The organism is Streptomyces sp. Je 1-4 4N24 (assembly GCF_026239515.1).
Classification (GTDB): Bacteria; Actinomycetota; Actinomycetes; order Streptomycetales; family Streptomycetaceae; genus Streptomyces; species Streptomyces nigrescens.
The window spans coordinates 5,126,058-5,145,916 of sequence record NZ_CP110836.1 but is presented as its reverse complement, the minus strand read 5'-3'; the positions used below and the strand labels follow the sequence as shown (position 1 = coordinate 5,145,916).

Below are 19,859 nucleotides of genomic sequence, written 5' to 3'. Positions count from 1 at the left end.
GCGGGAGGCAGCGCAACAGCCGCAGGCATCGCCCCGGCCGCAGGCATCGACGCACTCGTGGGCATCGACGCGCTCGTGGGCATCGAAGCGCCGGTGGGCATCGCACCAGCCGCGGGCAGGCTCCCGGGAGCGACCGGCGCCCCCGGCGTCCCCGGCGTCCCCGGAGCAGTTGCCTGCCCGCCCTGACCGCCGCCCGCCTCGCTCATCGCTCCCGCCTCGACCGTCATACCCAACTCGCCGCTCTCGCCCGTAATTCCCGCCGCACCCGCCTCCCGTGCCGTATAGACCCCAGGAGCCGCCTTCATCGCCTTCATCGCATGCACCGCATCCACACCTCCTCCCCCTCCGGCTCCCGCCTCTTCCGGATGGCACTCCGCAGATGACATGACCCCTCCACCGCCTCTCCGGGTCAGGACGCGCCGAACAGCAGGCCGTAGAGCCCGAAGGCCCCAAGGGTGACCGGGATCAGTGCCACCATGCTCGCCGACTCGGCACGGTCCAGCCACCGTCGCAGCCGGGCGAGCGAGGGCTCCGGCACCCGCACCGCGAGCACTGCGACCGGCAGCACCGCCAGCAGACCCAGCACGGCCAGCGCCGGCCCCGGCGCCCCGCCGTCGGTGGCCCAGAGCACCACCAGCCGTACGCAGACCGCCAGACCGGCCGCCAGCAGCGCGACGACCTCCACCGCCAGCGGATACGCCCGTGCCCGTGAGCACAGCACACCGCACAGCAGCAGCGCGGCGAGCACGGTCCAGAGGCCGGGTGTCTGCACCGCGAGCACCCCCGCCGCGCCCGCCGAGGCCGCCGCGACCGCCGTGGCGGGAGCCAGCTCCCGGTGGGTGGCGCCCAGCGCGCCCGCCACCTGGTGGCGGCTGACCGGCGTACCGCCGGAGCGCAGGTCGTCGAGCCGGGTCAGACCGGCGGCCCGCAGCGCGAGACGTGGCAGCTGCCCCAGGACGAGGACGGAGACGAAACCGAGCACAACTCCCGTACGTGCGGGGGTGGTCAGTGCCAGGCCCAGCTCCCAGGCGCCCACCGCGAGCGCGAGCGACGCGGCGCCGGTCAGGCCGCCGCGCCCCTGCCCCGTACAGAGCCCGAGGAGGGCGAGCACGGCCGCCACGGTCAGTCCGACGGCGGCGAGCCTGGCGCTGCCGCCCGGGACCGCCTGCCAGGCCGCGGCCACGCCGAGCACCCCGCCGACCAGCAACAGGGCGGCTCCCGGGGCGTGCTGCCCGTGCCGCGCGGCGAGCGCACCGACGGCCGCACCGGCGGCGGTGACGAGGACGGCGGCGATGCCGAGCCAGAGGGCGATGCCCCCGTTCGCGTACCAACTGCCCGCGCAGGCCCCGGTGACCGCCGCGAGCAGCACGCTCGCCGTCACCGCCGTCCAGGCCCTGCTCCGCTCGCCCCAACCCCAGCCGCGGACATCGAGGGGGGCGGCCACCGCGTCGGTGAGGTCCCGTGTGGCGGAATCCGGCCGTCCCGCGGCGCCTTCCGGCTTCAGCAACTGGCCGTCGTAACCCCGCGCCATCGCCCCTCGCCCCTCCCGTTGTGCATCGCCACACCTTACGGTCCCGCCGACGCGCCGTGTCCACCACTCCGATAACGGGACAGGCACTGTGCCGCGCCTTCGTGCCGCCCCGGCTCAGGTGCTTTGACCTGCAACGGGACGCTTGATGCGGGGAGGGGAATGGGGCAAACCCCACCCCAGTCCCCCCAGCTACCCCATGGCACCCGGGACGGCGGACGGGCAGGCTGGGCGCATGACGGAGAGATCCCGCCCCAGTGCTGCCGAGGACGCCCTTGACGGCGCCTCACCACCGCCGCCCAGAGCGCCGCTCAGCGGCACGACGTGGCGGGAGATCGCCTATCTGCTGGCCAACTTCCCTTTGGGCATTGTGGCGTTCGCGGTGCTGATGGTGTGGGTCCTGCTGGGGGTGGGGCTGTCCATCATCGTGATCACGCTGCCGCTGCTGGTTACGGGGCTGATGGCGTGCCGGCAGTACGGGAGGCTGGAGCGGGCCCGGGCGCGGGCGTTGCTCGGGGTGCGGGTCGAGGAGCCGAGCCGGCTGCGGGCGCGGTACCCGGGGTTCCTGCCGTGGTTGTGGACGGGGCTGAAGGATCCGGTCGCCTGGCGGCATGCGCTGTTCACGTTCATCCGGCTGCCCTGGGCCGCCCTCACGTTCACGGTCGTCTTCGTCCTGCTCTTCCTGGGGTGGCCGGCGCTGCCGTGGGTGGCGCGCTGGCTGTCCAACGTGGACCGGGCGATGGTGCGCGGGCTGCTCTCGCCGTCCGACGAGCTGGAGCGGCGGATCGCCGAGCTGGAGTCGGACCGGGTGACGGTCACCGACACCGCGGCCGCCGATCTGCGGCGCATCGAACGGGATCTGCACGACGGCGCACAGGCCCGGCTCGTGGCGCTCGCCATGGGACTCGGCCTGGCGAAGGAGAAGCTGCTGGAGGGCCAGGCCGACGCAAGCGTGGCGGCGATGGTGGACGAGGCGCACGGCGAGGTGAAGCTGGCGCTGCAGGAGCTGCGGGATCTGGCCCGGGGCATCCATCCGGCGATCCTCACCGACCGGGGGCTGGGGCCCGCGCTGACCTCACTGGCCGGACGCTGCACGGTGCCGGTGACGACGGCCGTGGACCTGGCCGAGCGGCCGGCGCCCGCCATCGAGGGCATCGTCTACTTCACCGTCTCCGAGCTGCTGCAGAACGTCTCCAAGCACAGTGCGGCGCGGCGGGCGTCCGTCGAGGTGTGGCGGGTCAAGGGGGGAGGGCCCACCGGGGCCGCGGACAAGGGCGCTGATGGGCGGCGGGCGGGTGACCGGCTGCTGATCCAGGTGTCGGACGACGGGAAGGGCGGGGCGCGGCTGGACGGCGGCAGCGGGATGACGGGGCTCGCCGAGCGGCTGGGGTCGGTGGACGGTCTGTTCGTACTGGATTCGCCGGTGGGCGGACCCACGCGGGTGACGGCGGAGCTGCCGTGGCGGGCGCGGACGGGGGCCGGGGCCGAGGCGAGGACGGGGGCGAGGGCGAGGGCCTGAGGGGGCGTCGGCCGGTCGGCCTGCCGGTCGGCCGTCGGCCCGTCCGGGCCTCGGGGCGGCGGGGCGGCGGGGCGGCGAGGCGGCGAGGCATCGGCGCGGCGAGGCGGGTTGCGGCCGACCTCAGGTCCGGGGTGGGGATAACCCCAGGCGAAGACTGCGAGAACCCTCATGGTGCGGGGGGCGCCGGTCGCGGACGCTGGTCATGGCGGAAAAAGCCGCACGGAGCGGCAGAGCAGACAGCGGCACCGACAGGGCAGGCCGCGCCTGGCAGAACGGACGACGAGACGATGGATACCGCATACGCACCGCATCCCCGCGGCCCCCGTGTGCCCGTGGGGCTGAGTGCCCCGTTCTCCGGGCGCACCTGGCGGGAGTTCCTCTACCTCTTCCTCAGCCTCCCGATGTCCGTCCTGATGTTCGTGTACGCGATAACGGTGATCTCGCTGGGGGCCGGTCTGCTGGTGACGTTCCTGGGCATCCCGGTGCTGGCGGGCGGTCTGGCCGGCAGCCGTGCGCTGGGCGGTCTGGAGCGTGCGCGGGCCCGCGCTCTGCTGGGGCTGGACGTCGCCGATCCGGAGCCGGCCCGGACCTCCAAGCCGGGCCTGATGGGGTGGGTCGGGGCCGTGCTGAAGAGCGGGGTGTCCTGGCGGCACCTCGTCTACTCCGTGCTGCACATGCCGTGGGCGGTCTTCTCCTTCGTCTTCTCGGTGACGTTCTGGTCCGTCGGCTGGGCACTGCTGGCCTATCCGCTGTGGCGCTGGACGTTCCTCGCGTATCTCGACCAGCCGGGCCTCCAGATGTGGGGCGACGGCAGGGGCCACGGCATCTATCTCGACACCCCGGCGGACATCGGGTTCACCAGCGGGCTCGGGCTGCTGCTGGTGCTGGCCGGGCCGTGGGTGATCCATGGGCTGACGCAGGTGGACCGGGTCATGGTCCATGGCCTGCTGGGGCCGTCCTCCCTCGCCACCCGGGTGACGCAGCTGGAGTCGGACCGTGGGGTGGTGGTGGACACCGCGGCGGCCGACCTGCGGCGCATCGAGCGCGATCTGCACGACGGCGCACAGGCCCGGCTGGTGGCGCTCGCCATGGACCTGGGCCTGGCCAAGGAGAAGCTGGCGGAGGACCCGGAGGCCGCGGCCAGGATGGTGGACGAGGCGCACGGCGAGGTGAAGATCGCGCTCCAGGAGCTGCGTGACCTGGCCCGCGGGATCCATCCGGCGATCCTCACCGACCGGGGTCTCGGCCCCGCGCTGTCGGCGCTGTCCGCGCGGTGCACGGTCCCGGTGACGGTGACCGTGGATCTGGACCACCGGCCGGCCGCGGCGATCGAGGGCATCGCGTACTTCACCGCCTCCGAGCTGCTGCAGAACATCTCCCGGCACGCCCGGGCCACCAGCGCCACGCTCGACGTCTGGCGCACCGCGGACCGGCTCATGGTGCTGGTCGCGGACAACGGCCAGGGCGGCGCGCACACCGGTAGCGGCACCGGTCTGGCCGGCCTCGCCGAGCGGCTGGATGCCGTCGACGGCCTGCTGATAGTGGACTCCCCGATCGGCGGACCGACGTGCATCACCGCCGAACTGCCGTGGCGCGGATGACCGCCGGGCGGCGCTGAGGGGGCCGCCCGGGTCAGCACCCCGCGGGGGGGGACCCGCCCACTCGCGCCCGCCCCTCCCCGCCCGGCGCTCTCGGCCCCCTGTCTCCACCCCTGCTCCCCCTCACCCGCCTCGTTTCCGTCCGGATGCTGGGATGCTGGGGTCCGGCAGGGACGGGACGGGATGGCGCATGGGGGGATCTGAGCCGTGGAGGACAAGGTGCGGGTGGTCATCGCCGAGGACTCGGTGCTGCTCCGGGAGGGCCTGACCAGGCTGCTCACCGACCGGGGGCACGAGGTCGTGGCCGGTGTGGGGGACGCCGAGGCGCTGATCAAGGTGATCGGGGAGCTGGCGGACGAGGGAACGCTGCCGGATGTGGTGGTGGCGGACGTACGGATGCCGCCGACGCACACCGACGAAGGGGTGCGGGCCGCGATCCGGCTGCGCCGCGACCACCCCGGCCTGGGCGTTCTGGTCCTGTCACAGTACGTCGAGGAGCAGTACGCGACGGAGCTGCTGGCCAGTTCGAGCCGGGGCATCGGCTATCTGCTCAAGGACCGGGTGGCCGAGGTGCGGGAGTTCGTCGACGCGGTGGTCCGGGTCGCCGGGGGCGGGACCGCGCTGGACCCGGAGGTGGTGGCACAGCTGCTAGGCCGCAGCCGTAAGCAGGACGTGCTGGACCGCCTGACACCCCGGGAGCGGGAGGTGCTGGGGCTGATGGCCGAGGGCCGGACGAACTCCGCGGTCGCCCGGCAGCTGGTGGTCAGTGACGGTGCGGTCGAGAAGCACGTCAGCAATATCTTCCTGAAACTGGGCCTGGCACAGAGTGACGGGGATCACCGAAGAGTGCTTGCCGTGCTCACCTACCTCAACTCCTGAGCGTCTGACACTCTGTCAGATGGGCTGTCCGAGGTGTTTTCCGCCCAGGTCCAGGACTTTGGGCGTAGAACCAATGGAGGAGTCCGGAGCGTCATGAATAAGGGGGTCACGGGGGCGGTGATTTCATGACAAAACGCACCAGACCGGTGTCTCATGTTGACGTCCACCATGCGATCGGCCTAAGGAAGGCCACCCTTACCCACGTACGATGGTTATGGGACAACCGGTCGGTACGACACGTCCCGAGCCCTGCCTCCGGCGGGGACGCCGCACCCCTCGAGGGAGGTCCGAAGCAGTGACCAGCCAGGTCAGTAGCCCAGCCGAGCAGACCGACGCAGCGCTTGTCGGGGAACAGCGCGCTTCCGGTAACGGCGGCGAAGGCAAAGAAGTCCGACGTCTGGACCGGGTGATCATCCGGTTCGCCGGAGACTCCGGTGACGGTATGCAGCTCACCGGCGACCGGTTCACCTCCGAGACGGCGTCGTTCGGCAACGACCTGTCGACGCTGCCGAACTTCCCCGCCGAGATCCGGGCCCCTGCCGGGACCCTGCCGGGCGTCTCCAGCTTCCAGCTGCACTTCGCCGACCACGACATCCTCACGCCCGGTGACGCACCGAATGTGCTGGTCGCGATGAACCCCGCAGCCCTGAAGGCGAACATCGCCGATGTGCCGCGGGGCGCGGACATCATCGTCAACACCGATGAGTTCACCAAGCGCCCCATGGCGAAGGTCGGCTATGCCACCAGCCCGCTGGAGGACGGCTCACTGGAGGCCTACAACGTCCATCCGGTGCCGCTGACCACGCTGACGATCGAGGCGCTCAAGGAGTTCGGTCTCTCCCGCAAGGAGGCCGAGCGCAGCAAGAACATGTTCGCGCTGGGGCTGCTGTCGTGGATGTACCACCGGCCGACCGAGGGCACCGAGAAGTTCCTGCGGGCGAAGTTCGCCAAGAAGCCGGAGATCGCGGAGGCGAACGTCACCGCGTTCCGGGCGGGCTGGAACTTCGGTGAGACGACGGAGGACTTCGCCGTCTCGTACGAGGTCGCCCCGGCGACCAAGGACTTCCCCACCGGCACCTACCGCAACATCTCCGGAAACCTCGCGCTGTCCTACGGGCTGATCGCGGCGGGCCGGCAGGCGGATCTGCCGCTGTACCTGGGCTCGTACCCGATCACTCCGGCCTCCGACATCCTGCACGAGCTCTCCAAGCACAAGAACTTCGGTGTGCGGACGTTCCAGGCGGAGGACGAGATCGCCGGTATCGGCGCGGCGCTGGGCGCGGCCTTCGGCGGCGCGCTGGCGGTGACCACCACCTCCGGCCCCGGTGTGGCGCTGAAGTCGGAGACCATCGGTCTCGCGGTCAGTCTCGAACTGCCGCTGCTGATCGTGGACATCCAGCGCGGCGGGCCCTCGACCGGACTGCCGACGAAGACCGAGCAGGCCGATCTGCTGCAGGCGATGTACGGACGCAACGGCGAGGCGCCGGTGCCGATCGTGGCGCCCAGGACCCCCGCCGACTGCTTCGACGCGGCGCTGGACGCGGCCCGTATCGCACTCACCTACCGCACCCCCGTCTTCCTGCTCTCCGACGGCTATCTGGCCAACGGCTCCGAGCCATGGCGGATCCCCGACATCGATGAACTCCCCGATCTGCGGGTCCAGTTCGCCTCCGGCACCAACCACCAGCTGGCGGACGGCACCGAGGTGTTCTGGCCGTACAAGCGCGACGGGCAGACGCTGGCCCGCCCCTGGGCCGTACCGGGCACGCCGGGCCTGGAGCACCGCATCGGCGGCATCGAGAAGCAGGACGGCACCGGCAACATCTCCTACGACCCCGCCAACCACGACTTCATGGTGCGCACCCGCCAGGCGAAGGTGGACGGCGTCGAGGTTCCCGACCTCAAGGTCGACGACCCCGCCGACGAGAGCGGCCAGGGCGCCAAGACCCTCGCCCTGGGCTGGGGTTCGACATACGGACCGATCACCGCGGCGGTCCGGCGCGTACGGGGCGCGGGGGAACGCATCGCGCAGGCCCATCTGCGCCATCTCAACCCCTTCCCACGGAATCTCGGCGAGGTCCTGGCGCGTTACGACAAGGTGATCGTGCCGGAGATGAACCTCGGACAGCTCGCCACTCTGCTGCGCGCCAAGTACCTCGTGGACGCGCACTCGCACACCCAGGTCAGCGGAATGCCGTTCAAGGCCGAGCAGCTCGCGGAGGTCTTTAAGGAGGCCATCAATGACTGAGACGATCTCGGAGAGCTCCTCGCAGATCGAGGCGCTCTCCCTGGTGCCCAAGGCCGACGCCAAGCAGTCCATGAAGGACTTCAAGTCCGATCAGGAAGTGCGCTGGTGCCCCGGCTGCGGTGACTACGCCGTCCTCGCCGCCGTGCAGGGCTTCATGCCCGAGCTCGGCCTGGCGAAGGAAAACATCGTCTTCGTCTCCGGCATCGGCTGCTCCTCCCGCTTCCCGTACTACATGAACACCTACGGGATGCACTCCATCCACGGCCGCGCCCCGGCCATCGCCACCGGCCTGGCCTCCTCGCGGCGCGATCTGTCCGTATGGGTCGTCACGGGTGACGGCGATGCGCTGTCCATCGGCGGCAACCACCTCATCCACGCCCTGCGGCGCAACGTCAACCTCAAGATCCTGCTGTTCAACAACCGGATCTACGGTCTGACCAAGGGCCAGTACAGCCCCACTTCCGAGGTCGGCAAGATCACCAAGTCGACGCCGATGGGCTCGCTGGACGCGCCGTTCAACCCGGTCTCGCTGGCGCTCGGCGCCGAGGCGTCCTTCGTGGCGCGCACCGTCGACTCCGACCGCAAGCACCTCACCTCGGTGCTGCGCGAGGCCGCCGCCCACCCCGGCACGGCACTGGTGGAGATCTACCAGAACTGCAACATCTTCAACGACGGCGCCTTCGAGGTCCTCAAGGACAAGGAGAAGGCCGAGGAGGCCGTGATCCGTCTGGAGCACGGGCAGCCGATCCGCTTCGGCGCGCTGGCCCCCGACGGCTTCGGCTCCAAGGGCGTGGTCCGCGACCCGGCCACCGGCGACCTCAAGGTCATCGACGTCCGGGAGGAGGGCACGGGCGGTGTGCTGGTGCACGACGCCCACAGCCTCTCGCCCACGACGGCCTTCGCCCTCTCCCGGCTCGCCGACGCCGACACCCTCCACCACACCCCCATCGGTGTGCTGCGCAGTGTCGACCGGCCGGTCTACGACACCCTGATGTCCGACCAGCTGGACGCCGCCATCGAGCAGAAGGGCAAGGGCGACCTCGCCGCGCTGCTGACCGGCAACGACACCTGGACGGTCGTCGGCTGACCGACCGGCTTCGCCAGTTCCGCGGGTGCCTCCGGAAGCGTCTTACGGCGCTTCCGGAGGCACCCGTTCGTCGTAGGCCGTGATCACGACAGACTTCCCGTCCGGTGCGCCATACGGGTCCCCTCTTCTGCCCCGTGCCGGTCCCGCCTCCTGCGCCCTGCGGGTCCCCTCTCCGGCCCGCCGTGCCTGTCCCGGCTCGTGCGCCATGCAGCTCCCTTCTCCTGCGCCATGCGGGCCCCGCCCCCTGCGCCGTGCCGGTCCCGCGTCGGCGGGCGATGCTGAAGGGCGATCCCGCACCGGCTATCCGTACGCCCGTCATAGACGATCGTTTATGGCAGGCGTACGGTCGGGTCCTCAGCCAGCGACGCCCACAGGGGGTAACTCATGAGCTTCGTCGTCACCGGCGCCACCGGGGCACTCGGCCGACTCGTCATCGAGGAGTTGCTCCGGCGCACCGCACCGGGCGAGATCGTCGCCCTCGCCCGCGACCGCGCCAGGGCCGCCGACCTCGCGGCCCGCGGGGTGGAGATCAAGCACGCGGACTACAGCCGGCCCGAGACCCTCCAGGGTGCCTTCGCGGCCGGTGACCGGGTGCTGTTCATCTCCGGGAACGAGGCGGGGCAGCGCCTCACCCAGCACCGCACCGTCATCGACGCCGCGCGGGAGGCGGGCGTCGGGCTGCTGGCGTACACCAGTGTGCTGGGCGGGCCGACGGCCACGTTCTCGATCGCCGAGGAACACCTCGCCACCGAGCAGGCGCTGCTCGCGTCCGGGGTGCCGTACTGCCTGCTGCGCAACGGCTGGTACCACGAGAACTACACGGGCGCGCTCGCCACCACCCTGAAGACCGGCGCCGTCGTCGGCAGCGCGGGCGAGGGCCGGGTGGCCACCGCAGCGCGCCGGGACTACGCCGAGGCGGCCGCCGTCGTCCTCACCGGCAGCGGCCACGAGAACACGGTGTACGAGCTGAGCGGCGACACCGCCTGGACGATGGCCGAGTACGCGGCCGAGGTCTCGCGGCAGACCGGCCGGCGCATCCCGTACCGCGATCTGCCGCCGGAGCAGTATGTGGCGCTGCTTGTCGAAGCGGGCGTACCGGCGCTGGGCGCGCAGCTGGTCGCCGACGCGGACGCCGGGGTCGCCCGCGGCGAGCTGTCCGCGACGCCCGGCGAGCTGTCCCGGCTCATCGGCCGTCCGACCACGCCGATCGCCGAGGCGATCGCGGAGGCGCTGAAGGGGCTGGAGGGGCTGAAGGGGCTGAAGGGGCTGCCCACCTGAAGCGGCCGCGGCCTGGGAGCGCGGCCCGAAGCCCAGCCCCGTAGCGACGCCCGTACGGCCTGTCATGACCGTATTTCAAGACGGGCATGACAGGCGGTCCGGGCGGCGCTACGTTCCCCGGAGCGACGCAGCACCACCAGGAGGGCCCCTTGCAGCCTCGAAGCGACCAGCGCACCGGACTCGCCTACGGCCTCGCCGCCTACACCATGTGGGGCCTGCTGCCGCTCTACTGGCGGCTGCTGGAGGACGCCTCGCCGTCCGAGATCCTGGCCCACCGCATGGTGTGGTCGCTGCCCGTCGCCGTCGTCCTCCTCGCCGTGCTCCGCCGCTGGTCCTGGATCGGCCCGCTGCTGCGGCAGCCCCGAAGGCTCGGGATGGTCCTCCTCTGCACCCTGTTCATCTCGGCGAACTGGTTCCTCTACATCTGGGCGGTCAACTCCGGGCATGTGCTGGAGGCGTCGCTCGGCTACTTCATCAATCCGCTGGTCAGCATCGCCTTCGGCGTTCTGCTGCTGCGCGAGCGGCTGCGTCCGCTGCAGTGGACGGCGGTGGGGACCGGCACCGTCGCCGTCATCGTGATGGCCGTCGCCTACGGCCGGGTGCCCTGGATCGCGCTCGCGCTGGCCTTCTCGTTCGCGACGTACGGGCTGGTCAAGAAGGGCATCAAGCTCGACGGGATCGAGGGCTTCAGCGCCGAGACGGCCCTGCAGCTGCTGCCCGCGCTGGGCTTTCTGGTCTTCCTCGGCCTGCGCGGTGAGGCCAGTTTCACCACCGGCGGGGTGGGCCAGGCGCTGCTGCTGTCGGCCTGCGGTATCGCGACGGCGGTGCCGCTGATCTGCTTCGGCGCCTCGGCCGTGCGGCTGCCGCTGACGACGATCGGGATGCTGCAGTATCTGGCGCCGACCTTCCAGTTCGTGCTGGGGCTCACGGTCTTCCACGAGGCGATGCCGCCGGAGCGCTGGGCCGGGTTCACGCTGGTGTGGCTGGCCCTGGCGCTGCTGACCTGGGACGCGCTGCGGACCGCGGGGCGGGCGCGGACGGCGCTGGCGCGGGCCGCGGCACACGCGGGCGAGACGGCCGCGGCCGAGGCGGCGCAGTCCGCGGAAGCGGGCCGGGCAGCGGCGGCGGCACCGCACACCGCGGAGCGGACGGTGCCGCCGCGGCCCCCCGGGCTCACGCAGTGATGTCCCGAGTGGTGAAGCGCGCCCAGGCCGCCGAGCCGAACACCAGGGCGTACAGCGCCTGCAGGCCGAAGTTCTTCTGCAGCTGGTCCCAGTAGACGGGGTCGCGGAGCAGATCCGCGAAGGACAGCCAGTAGTGCGGGAAGAGATACGGCTGGAGGGCGTCCAGCTGCGGAATGGTGTCCAGGATCTGCACGGTGATCAGCAGGCCGACCGTGGTCGCCATGGCCGCGATACCGCTGGTGGTGAGCGTCGAGACGAACAGGCCGATGGCAGCCAGCCCGGTCAGGGACAGCGCCACCGCGACCGCGATGGCCAGCGCCCGCAGCAGCCCCTCGCCGAAGGACACGGAGGTGCCCGAGAGCAGGGTGACCTCGCCCAGGGGGAAGAGCAGTGCCCCGGTCGCCAGTGCGGAGAGCGCCACCACCAGGGTGCCCACCAGGCAGAACGTCAGGGTCGTGGCGTATTTGACCAGCAACAGACGGGTGCGGCCGGCAGGGGCGACCAGGAGGTAGCGCAGCGTCCCGCCGTGCGCCTCACCGGCGAGGGAGTCGCCCGCGATCACGCCGACGGACATCGGCAGGAAGAACGGCAGGGTCACCGCGAGCGAGGTGAAGACCAGGAAGAGGCCGTTGTGGGTGACCTGGGAGAGGAACGCCGGGCCGCCCGCGCCGCCGTCACCGCTGCCGCCCGGCCCGCCGTCGCCGGTCTCGATCCTGACAGCGATGCCGACCAGGACCGGTACGCCCGCGAGCACCGCCAGCAGTGCGAGGGTGCGCCAGCGCCGGAACGTCATGGCGATCTCGCCGCCCAGCAGCCCCAGCGACCACAGCGGCCGGGGCGTGCGCCGCACCGCCTCAGCCTGCGACATCGAAGCCCTCCCCGGTCAGTGACACGAAGACATCCTCCAGCGAGGCGCGCTCGGTGCCGAAGCCACGGACCCGTACCCCGGCGTGCACCAGCGCGGCGTTGAGGTCCGCGAGCTCCCGCGGCGCCCCGCCGTCCGGCCCGCCCATGGGGGCGTCCGGGGCCGGGAGTTCGCCCGTCACCCGGTCGTCGGTGATCTCCACGCCGCTCACCCCGAGCTCCTTCAGCACGCGGGCCGCGTCCGCGGTGTCGGGTGTGGTGACCGTGAGCCGGCCGTGGCCGTGCGGGCCGAGGACCGTGGCGGAGAGGTCGGCGACCGTGCCCTGGGTGATCAGCCGGCCGCGGGCCATCACCGCGGCATGGGTGCAGACCTGCTCGATCTCGTCGAGGAGGTGGGAGGAGAGGAAAACGGTCGTGCCGTCCGCCGCCAGCTCGCGGACCAGGGCACGGATCTCCCGCATGCCCTGGGGGTCCAGGCCGTTGGTGGGCTCGTCGAGCACCAGCAGCTCACGGGGCCGGAGCAGGGCAGCGGCCAGACCGAGCCGCTGCTTCATACCGAGGGAGTAGGCACGCGCCTTCTTGCCCGCCACCGCGGCCAGGCCCACCCGCTCCAGTGCCCGGCCGACCCGCGCGCCGCGGGTACGGGGGTCGGCGGCCGGGTCGGCGGCGTCGAACCGGCGGAGGTTGTCCCGCCCGCTGAGGAAGCCGTAGAGGGCCGGGCCCTCGATGAGCGCGCCGACCTCGGGCAGCACCCGGCGGCCCGCGGCGGGCATCGGCTGCCCGAGCACCCGGGCGTGGCCGGCGGTCGCCTCGATCAGGCCCATCAGCATGCGGATGGTGGTGGTCTTGCCACAGCCGTTGGGGCCGAGGAAGCCGAAGATGCTGCCGCGCGGTACGGCCAGATCGAGGCAGTCGACGGCGAGCCGCCCGCCGCGGTAGGCCTTGGTCAGCCCCCGCGTCTCGATCGCCCAGTCCCCGACCGGCGGACGCCCGGCCCCGGGCCCGTCGGCGGGCGGGCGCACCCCGTCGGGCCCCGGGGCGGGTGGTGCCGGCATCGGTCCCCCAACGTCGTACGAAGGCTCACGGGCTGCGCCGCGCCACCCGCGAAGGGGTGGCGCGGCGGTCCCGCGAGGCTGTGGTGGCCCGTTACTTGGCGGCGTTGGCCGCGTTGATCAGGCTCTGCTTGTCGACGGCGCCGACGTAGACCGTGCCGTTGTCCGTGATCAGGGCGTTGACCAGACGGGTGCTGAAGAACCGGCCCGAGCCGAACGAACCGTTGACCTTGTCGCCGATGCTGTCCAGGAACTTGGCGGCGTCACCGCCCGCGCCCTCGCCCTTGTCCTTGCCGGAGGGCAGACCGGCGCCCTCGCCCTTGATCGTGGCGATGGACGTCCAGCCCTTGCCGATGACGTTCAGCCCGCCCATGTCCTTGGCGAGCTCCTTGCGGGACGGGGCGTCCTTGCCGTGCTCGCGCTGCGCCGTCGCACGCTCCTTGTCGCCCTCGACGACCTTGGCGCCCTTGGGCGGGGTGAAGTCGAAGTTGCTCGCGGCGGGCTTGGCGAAGTCGACGTTGGTGTAGCCGATGTCGACGGCGGCCGCGCCACCGCTCTTGGGAGTCAGGGTGAACTTCAGCGGCGTGCCGTTCTCGGCGTCCACCGCGACCCGGATCGAGCCGACCGTGGAGCCGGCCTGCTTGGGCTTGATCAGCAGCTGGTAGGCGTCCCGTCCGGCGACCTTGGCGGTGCCGTCGACGGTGACCGAGGTCGTGTCACCGGCCGCCTTCAGGGCCTGCTTCGCGAGGTCCTGCGGCGTCGCGCCCTTCAGGTCCTTGGGCAGGCCCTCGGGGGCCCGGTGCTGCTTGCCGGAGCGGCTGTGGGGCGCGGTGCTGTGCACGGCGGTGTTGCTGCCGCTGTCGTACGCCCAGAGCTCGTTGCCGTCGTGGACGAGGCTGTACTCGGCGGCCTTGTCGACGATCGACACCCGCTGCTTGTCGGGGCCGTCGGCCGCGACGCGCAGTGTGTGGGCACCGGACGCCAGCTCCATCAGCTTGTTCTGGGGCGCTGCGGAGGCGCCGTCCCCGCCCTTCTCGCCGCCGCCCGGGGCGCCGCCGAAGCCGCCCGCTCCGCCGCCGACGCCCGGCAGGGCGGGCAGACCGAGGTCCGTGGTGACCCGGACCGTGCCGGAGAGCTGCTGGACATCCGACTTGGCGACCTTGGCTATCAGGTTCTGTGCCGAGATTTTCGGCAGGTCCGGAGAACCGGAGCCGGCGAACGCCGGGACCATCGTGGCTGCCGCCACCCCCGCCACCACGACCGGCACGCCATACCGCACCGCCTTACGGCGCCTCGTGGAGCGCTCCGCGTCCCATCCGTCGGTGACCTCGGTCGGTTCGTTCCGTGGCATCTGCCCTACCTCCGTCGTGTGCGGCGGCTGCTGTGCTGTCCACGTGTCCCCCTGGGGTCATGGTGACCTGTCCGCCGCGCTCAGGTGGTTCCATCTCACCAAATCGCGCGGCAGAAAACGTCAGCCCGCGGGAGCAACTCGTCCTACTGCTGAGGTATGACGCCCGGTCACCTCAGGGCGGAGCCCGTACGACAGAAGGCGGAGCATTCCCTAGGGGACGCGGGGACACGCCCTGGGGGATGCGGGGACACACCCTAGGGGCAGGCGCGGCGGGAGGCCTCAGCCCGCCCGGTGCACCACCGCGTCGCAGAGCCCTTCGAGGGCGGACCTGGCCATGCATGAGGACAGCGGGGCCAGCATCGCGCGGGCCTCCTGCGCATAGCGCACGGTGTCGCGGCGGGCCTCTTCGAGCGCCGGGTGGGCGCGCAGACCGGCCAGCGCCTCGGCGTGCCGTGCGTCGTCGGTGAGGTCGCCGGCCAGCAGCTCGCACAGCGCCCGGTCCTCGGGGGTGCCGGCGGCGCTTTCGGCCCGCGCCCGCAGCCGCAGCACCGGCAGCGTCGGGATGCCCTCACGCAGATCCGTACCGGGCGTCTTGCCCGACTCGTGCGAGTCGCTGGCGATGTCCAGGACGTCGTCGGCCAGCTGGAAGGCCGTACCGAGCCGCTCGCCGTACTGGGTGAGGATGTTGACCGTCGACTCCTCGGCGCCCGACATCATCGCGCCGAAGCGGCAGGCGACAGCGACCAGCGAGCCGGTCTTGCCCGCGAGCACGTCCAGGTAGTGGTCGATGGGGTCGCGGCCGTCGCGCGGGCCCGCGGTCTCCAGGATCTGGCCGGTCACCAGGCGTTCGAACGCCTCGGCCTGGATCCGGACCGCCTCGGGGCCGAGGTCGGCGAGGATGTGCGAGGCGCGGGCGAACAGGAAGTCGCCGGTCAGCACCGCGACGGAGTTGCCCCAGCGGGCGTTGGCGCTGGCCACCCCGCGGCGCACATCGGCCTCGTCCATCACGTCGTCGTGGTACAGCGTCGCCAGGTGCGTGAGCTCCACGACAACGGCGGAGGGCACCACACCCGGGCTGTAGGGGTCACCGAATTGGGCGGCCAGCATCACCAGCAACGGCCGGAACCGCTTGCCGCCCGCGCGCACGAGATGCTGCGCGGACTCGGTGATGAACGGCACGTCGCTCTTGGTGGCCTCCAGCAGGCCCTCCTCGACAGCCGCCAACCCGGCCTGGACATCGGCCTCAAGAGCCTGGTCCCGCACGCTCAGCCCGAAGGGCCCGACGACGGTCACGAGGGGTACTCCTGTCTGCTGACGATCAAACTGAATGTCGATCTGTCGCTGTCTCCACCATTGGCCAGCGTATCCGGTCGCAGTTCGATCACCGTGAGCGCCCGCCCCCCGAACCGCCCGGGAAGCACGGCGACCCCCCGGCCGGGAAGTTCCGGGTGATCTGTTGACGCGGGTGCGACGCGGAAGAGCGGCACCGGCGCACGCGGAGAAGCGGACCGGCAACGGCAAGCATCCCCGTTCCGCTTCCGCTCCGGCAAGGCCCCCGCGGACCGGGCATGGCCGGAAAACCCCACCCCGTCACGGCCCCGCCTCCAAGGGGACGTACCGGTCACCACCCGTCGCGAAAACACCACGGACCAGGACGACTTCCGCATCCGCCGCACCGCCTGCCGTCATGACCGGGCGAGGCCGCCCTCCGGCATACGGGGCACCGGAGGACGCCCGGAATACGGGGTACCGGAGGAGGCCCGGACGCGAGGTGACCCCGGCACCGGCCCGCGCGGCCGCCCCCGCCTCACCCGTACGCCCGCGCCACCGCCCGTGCCAGCCGCGGCGAGGCGAACTCCGTGCCGCACACGAAGCGCATCACCGGCCCGAACGAGGCGGCCGCCAGCAGCCCCGTGAAGTACAGCCCCGGTACGGACGAGCCGAAGCCGGCATCCAGCAGCGGACCGCCGGCCCGCGCCACGACCCCGGTGCGCAGCCCCTGCCCCAGGAAGTCCAGCGCCGCCAGATCCATCCGGTAGCCGGTCGCGGCCAGCACATGGTCGGCGACGACCTCCCCGCCCTGCCCGTCGGCGCCGCGTAGCGCCAGCACGGGACGGCCGTCGCGAACCGTGGCCCGTACGATCCGCCGCCCCTGCGTCACCCGCACCCGGTCGGTGAAGCGGTCCCGCAGCCACCACGCCCCCAGCGGGACGGGCACCCGGCGCGCCAGATAGCGCCGGGCGGGCACCGGCAGCCGGCGGAAGGCACCGGCGTGCCGGGTCAGCGCGTACAGCGGCCAGGCGGTGCCGGACGGCGACGGCGGGCGCAGCCGCGGCCGGCGGTCCGGCGGCGGGCCGAAGCCCACCGCGGCGGGGCCGCGCGCCACCACCCGTACGGCCGCCGCGCCCGCCTCGGTGAGCAGCACCGCGCTCTCCAGCGCCGACTGCCCGGCGCCGATCACCACCACGTCCCGCCCGGCCAGCGCGGACAGATCGTGGTGCTGCGAACTGTGCGAGACCGGCCCGGTGGCGGACGGGCCGTCCGGGATCGCGGCGGCCAGTTCCGGCGGCAGCTGCGCCAGTCCGGTCAGGCCGGTGGCGACGACCACCGCCCGCGCGCCGAGCTGCTCACCGCTGTCCAGCTTCAGCTCGAAGCCGTCGGCCCGCCGGTCGACCGAGACCACCCGGACCTGCTCCAGACCGGGGACCAGCCGCTGCTGCACCCACTGCCCGTACCGCACGAAGGTCTCCACGGGGAGCAGGTCCCGGTCCGAGACGTAGGACCCCTCCCCCGTCGCCGCGCAGAAGTCGCCGAGGGTGTGGCCGGGCCGGGGGACGCCGATGCTGGAGGCCGCGGGCGGCGAGGTGAGCAGCATGCCCGCGGGCATCCGGGTGCGCCAGCTCACCATCGGCTGCCCGAAGACGCGCACCGGCAGGCCGTACGCCCGTAGATGCGCGGCCGCCGACAGGCCGTACGGACCGGCTCCGATGACCGCTACCGGAGTGCTCACTTCGGTCCCTCCCCCATGTGAAGAACGGCAGTCCGGCCGCGTCGGCCAGGGAAGGAAGTTAGGCCTGAATTGCGCAGTGCGGCAAGGCTTTTCCGGACATGACCGATGCGTGGGGCGCAGCACACCGCGCCCCCGCCCACCCTCTGCGTACGCATCCACGCCATCACGCCCCGGGACCGCCCCGCTGATCACCGCCCGGCCGTACTCTGATCGACGGCCCCACGGCCCGCGGGCCACCAGGCCCCGGCCGCCCACCGGCGACGACGCACGCGAGGAGCTGTCCATGCCCGAGCAGAGCCCGTTCGACCTGGCGGAAGGCGATCCCTTCGGCCCGCACAACCTCCCCTACGGCGTCTTCAGCACCGCCGACGCGCCCGACCGGCGCCGCCTCGGCGTCCGCTACGGCAACCAGGTCCTCGATCTGAGCGCCCTGCCCAGCGCGCTGCCCGCCGCCATCCATCCGCACGCCGAACTGCTCGCGGCGCCGACCCTCAACCCGCTGCTGGCCGCCGGCCGCCCCGTCTGGCAGCAGATCCGCGCGGCCGTCCACGCCGCCGTGACCGACCCCGCGCACCACGACGAGGTGGCGCCGCTGTTCCACCCGCTGGACGGGGTCACGCTGCACCTCCCCTTCGAGGTCGCCGACTACGTCGACTTCTACGCCAGCGAGCACCACGCCACCAACGTCGGCCGGATCTTCCGCCCGAACGACGCGGCGCTGACCCCCAACTGGAAGCATCTGCCGATCGGTTACCACGGCCGGGCGGGCACCGTGGTCGTCACCGGCACCCCGGTCGTACGGCCGCACGGCCAGCGCAAGGCCCCCGCGGACGAGGCGCCCTCCTTCGGCCCGTCCGTCCGCCTCGACATCGAGGCCGAGGTCGGCTTTGTCGTCGGTGCGCCCTCCACGCTCCACGAGCCCGTCGCCCTGGGCGCCTTCCGCGACCATGTCTTCGGCGTCTGCCTCCTCAACGACTGGTCGGCGCGCGACATCCAGGCCTGGGAGTACGTGCCGCTCGGCCCCTTCCTCGGCAAGTCCTTCGCCACCTCCGTCTCCGCCTGGATCACCCCGCTCGACGCCCTCGACGAGGCCCGTACACCGCCGCCCGCCCGGGACTTCCCACTGCTGCCCTACCTCGACGACGCGGGCGCGGAACCGGGCGGTATCGACATCCGTATCGAGGTGCGCATCAACGGCGAGACGGTCTCCCGGCCGCCGTTCTCCGCCATGTACTGGACGGCCGCCCAGCAGCTCGCCCATATGACCGTCAACGGCGCCTCGCTGCGCACCGGCGATCTGTTCGCCTCCGGCACCGTCTCCGGGCCCGACCCCGACCAGCTCGGCTGCCTGCTGGAACTCACCCAGGGCAAGGGCCCCTACCTCCAGGACGGCGACGAGGTCACCCTCACCGCCTGGTCGCCCGGCCCCGGGGGCGCCCGGATCGGCCTGGGCGAGGTCACCGGCCGCATCCTGCCCGCGGGATGACCGGCACACCGCTCACCCTCCCGGAGGAGCTGCTGCTGCTCGCCCTCGAACCGGAACGCGGCCGGTTCCTGAACCACGCCAGCTACCTGCGGTACGGACTGGCCGGCGCGGCGCTCGCCGATCTGGAGGAGGCCGGGCGGATCACCGTCGGGGGCGGCGACCGGATCACGGTGAGCAATCCCCTGCCGCTGGGTGATCCGGTGCTGGGCGGCGCGCTGGCGGCGCTGCCCGGCCCGGACAAGCGGGGCCGGGGCATCAAGGCGGAGCGCTGGGTGCGCCGGGCCGGGCGGCCGGTCCAGGAGCTGTGTGTGCGCCGGCTGGAGCAGCGCCGCGCACTGCGCCGGGAGACCCGGCGCGCCCTGGGTCTGTTCCCGTACGAGCGCTTCCCGGCCGGGGCGGTGGATCTCGTCGGCCCGGTCCGGGAGCGCTTCGCCGCGGCGCTCGACGCCGGGTTCCCGGACCGGCGGGGCCGGCTGATGGCCGCGCTGGCCTCGGCGACCGACCTGGACCGCCGGCTTCTGCTCAGCCGCGGCTACCGCCCCGTGCGCCGCGAGATGAAGCGGTTCGCGCGGGAGTTCTGGATGACATATGCGGTGCAGCGCGCGGTCCGCCAGGACAAGGAGGCGGGGTCGAATGCGGCCTCCTCCTGAACCGGCCCGGCCCGGTCCGGTCCGCCCGGGATACCCCGTCTTGTCGCCTCAAGGGCGCTCCTACGTCACAGCCGCACACCAACTCCGTACCGGCGCTGCCGCAATCCGGGCGACGGCACAGGCCG

At 72.5% G+C, this 19,859-nt stretch carries 15 protein-coding genes; 9 read left to right on the top strand and 6 right to left on the bottom strand.

The annotated features are described in order from the left end of the window. Window positions 1–409 precede the first annotated feature (409 nt). On the bottom strand, window positions 410–1,531 hold the full coding sequence (locus SLV14N_RS22460) for a secretion protein snm4 (RefSeq protein ID WP_263270808.1): 1,122 nt from the start codon (window positions 1,529–1,531) through the stop codon (window positions 410–412). A 232-nt stretch (window positions 1,532–1,763) separates the two neighbouring features. Here SLV14N_RS22460 and SLV14N_RS22455 point away from each other — a divergent pair, with 232 nt between their 5' ends. The 7 genes from SLV14N_RS22455 to rarD all read left to right on the top strand — a co-directional run bounded on the left by SLV14N_RS22455 (window position 1,764) and on the right by rarD (window position 11,321). Next, entirely contained in the window at window positions 1,764–3,047 is a 1,284-nt protein-coding gene (locus SLV14N_RS22455; RefSeq protein WP_263270806.1) for a sensor histidine kinase, read from the top strand. A 287-nt stretch (window positions 3,048–3,334) separates the two neighbouring features. Then, the gene (locus SLV14N_RS22450) at window positions 3,335–4,648 is read left to right on the top strand and encodes a sensor histidine kinase (RefSeq protein WP_263270805.1); all 1,314 of its coding nucleotides are present in this window, start codon (window positions 3,335–3,337) and stop codon (window positions 4,646–4,648) included. Window positions 4,649–4,864: 216 nt separating this feature from the next. Continuing rightward, entirely contained in the window at window positions 4,865–5,524 is a 660-nt protein-coding gene (locus SLV14N_RS22445) for a response regulator transcription factor (protein WP_311044724.1), read from the top strand. Between the two features lie 295 nt (window positions 5,525–5,819). Next, complete coding sequence (locus SLV14N_RS22440; protein ID WP_208683098.1) at window positions 5,820–7,772, top strand: 2-oxoacid:acceptor oxidoreductase subunit alpha; 1,953 nt, start codon at window positions 5,820–5,822, stop codon at window positions 7,770–7,772. After that, on the top strand, window positions 7,765–8,859 hold the full coding sequence (locus SLV14N_RS22435) for a 2-oxoacid:ferredoxin oxidoreductase subunit beta (RefSeq protein ID WP_263270804.1): 1,095 nt from the start codon (window positions 7,765–7,767) through the stop codon (window positions 8,857–8,859). The genes SLV14N_RS22440 and SLV14N_RS22435 overlap by 8 nt, the downstream gene beginning before the upstream one ends. Window positions 8,860–9,243: 384 nt before the next feature. Then, entirely contained in the window at window positions 9,244–10,137 is an 894-nt protein-coding gene (locus tag SLV14N_RS22430; protein WP_263270803.1) for an SDR family oxidoreductase, read from the top strand. A 149-nt stretch (window positions 10,138–10,286) separates the two neighbouring features. Beyond that, complete coding sequence (gene rarD, locus SLV14N_RS22425) at window positions 10,287–11,321, top strand: EamA family transporter RarD (protein WP_263270801.1); 1,035 nt, start codon at window positions 10,287–10,289, stop codon at window positions 11,319–11,321. On the opposite strand, the gene SLV14N_RS22420 is transcribed toward rarD, so the two are convergent. From SLV14N_RS22420 to SLV14N_RS22400, 5 genes are all read right to left on the bottom strand, one after another. Next, window positions 11,311–12,189 carry an ABC transporter permease gene (locus SLV14N_RS22420; RefSeq protein ID WP_263270800.1) on the bottom strand — a complete coding sequence of 293 codons (879 nt, stop codon included), beginning with the start codon at window positions 12,187–12,189 and terminating at the stop codon, window positions 11,311–11,313. The two genes, rarD and SLV14N_RS22420, sit on opposite strands and share 11 nt — an antisense overlap. Next, window positions 12,176–13,240, bottom strand: coding sequence for an ABC transporter ATP-binding protein (locus SLV14N_RS22415; protein ID WP_263270798.1), 1,065 nt, complete (start codon window positions 13,238–13,240; stop codon window positions 12,176–12,178). Before SLV14N_RS22415 ends, SLV14N_RS22420 begins: the two co-directional genes overlap by 14 nt. 91 nt (window positions 13,241–13,331) lie before the next feature. Then, window positions 13,332–14,588: a DUF2092 domain-containing protein gene (locus SLV14N_RS22410; RefSeq protein ID WP_263270797.1), complete on the bottom strand. Its 1,257-nt coding sequence runs from the start codon at window positions 14,586–14,588 to the stop codon at window positions 13,332–13,334. Window positions 14,589–14,867: 279 nt separating this feature from the next. Further along, window positions 14,868–15,881, bottom strand: coding sequence for a polyprenyl synthetase family protein (locus SLV14N_RS22405; RefSeq protein WP_018090956.1), 1,014 nt, complete (start codon window positions 15,879–15,881; stop codon window positions 14,868–14,870). 514 nt (window positions 15,882–16,395) lie between these two features. Beyond that, window positions 16,396–17,598, bottom strand: a complete 1,203-nt coding sequence (locus SLV14N_RS22400; protein ID WP_263270795.1) for an FAD-dependent oxidoreductase — start codon at window positions 17,596–17,598, stop codon at window positions 16,396–16,398. 283 nt (window positions 17,599–17,881) lie between these two features. Between SLV14N_RS22400 and fahA the strand changes: the two genes are divergently transcribed. Beyond that, on the top strand, window positions 17,882–19,084 hold the full coding sequence (fahA, locus tag SLV14N_RS22395) for a fumarylacetoacetase (RefSeq protein ID WP_263270793.1): 1,203 nt from the start codon (window positions 17,882–17,884) through the stop codon (window positions 19,082–19,084). Next, window positions 19,081–19,734: a GPP34 family phosphoprotein gene (locus tag SLV14N_RS22390; RefSeq protein WP_263270792.1), complete on the top strand. Its 654-nt coding sequence runs from the start codon at window positions 19,081–19,083 to the stop codon at window positions 19,732–19,734. The genes fahA and SLV14N_RS22390 overlap by 4 nt, the downstream gene beginning before the upstream one ends. The last annotated feature ends 125 nt before the right edge of the window (window positions 19,735–19,859 follow it).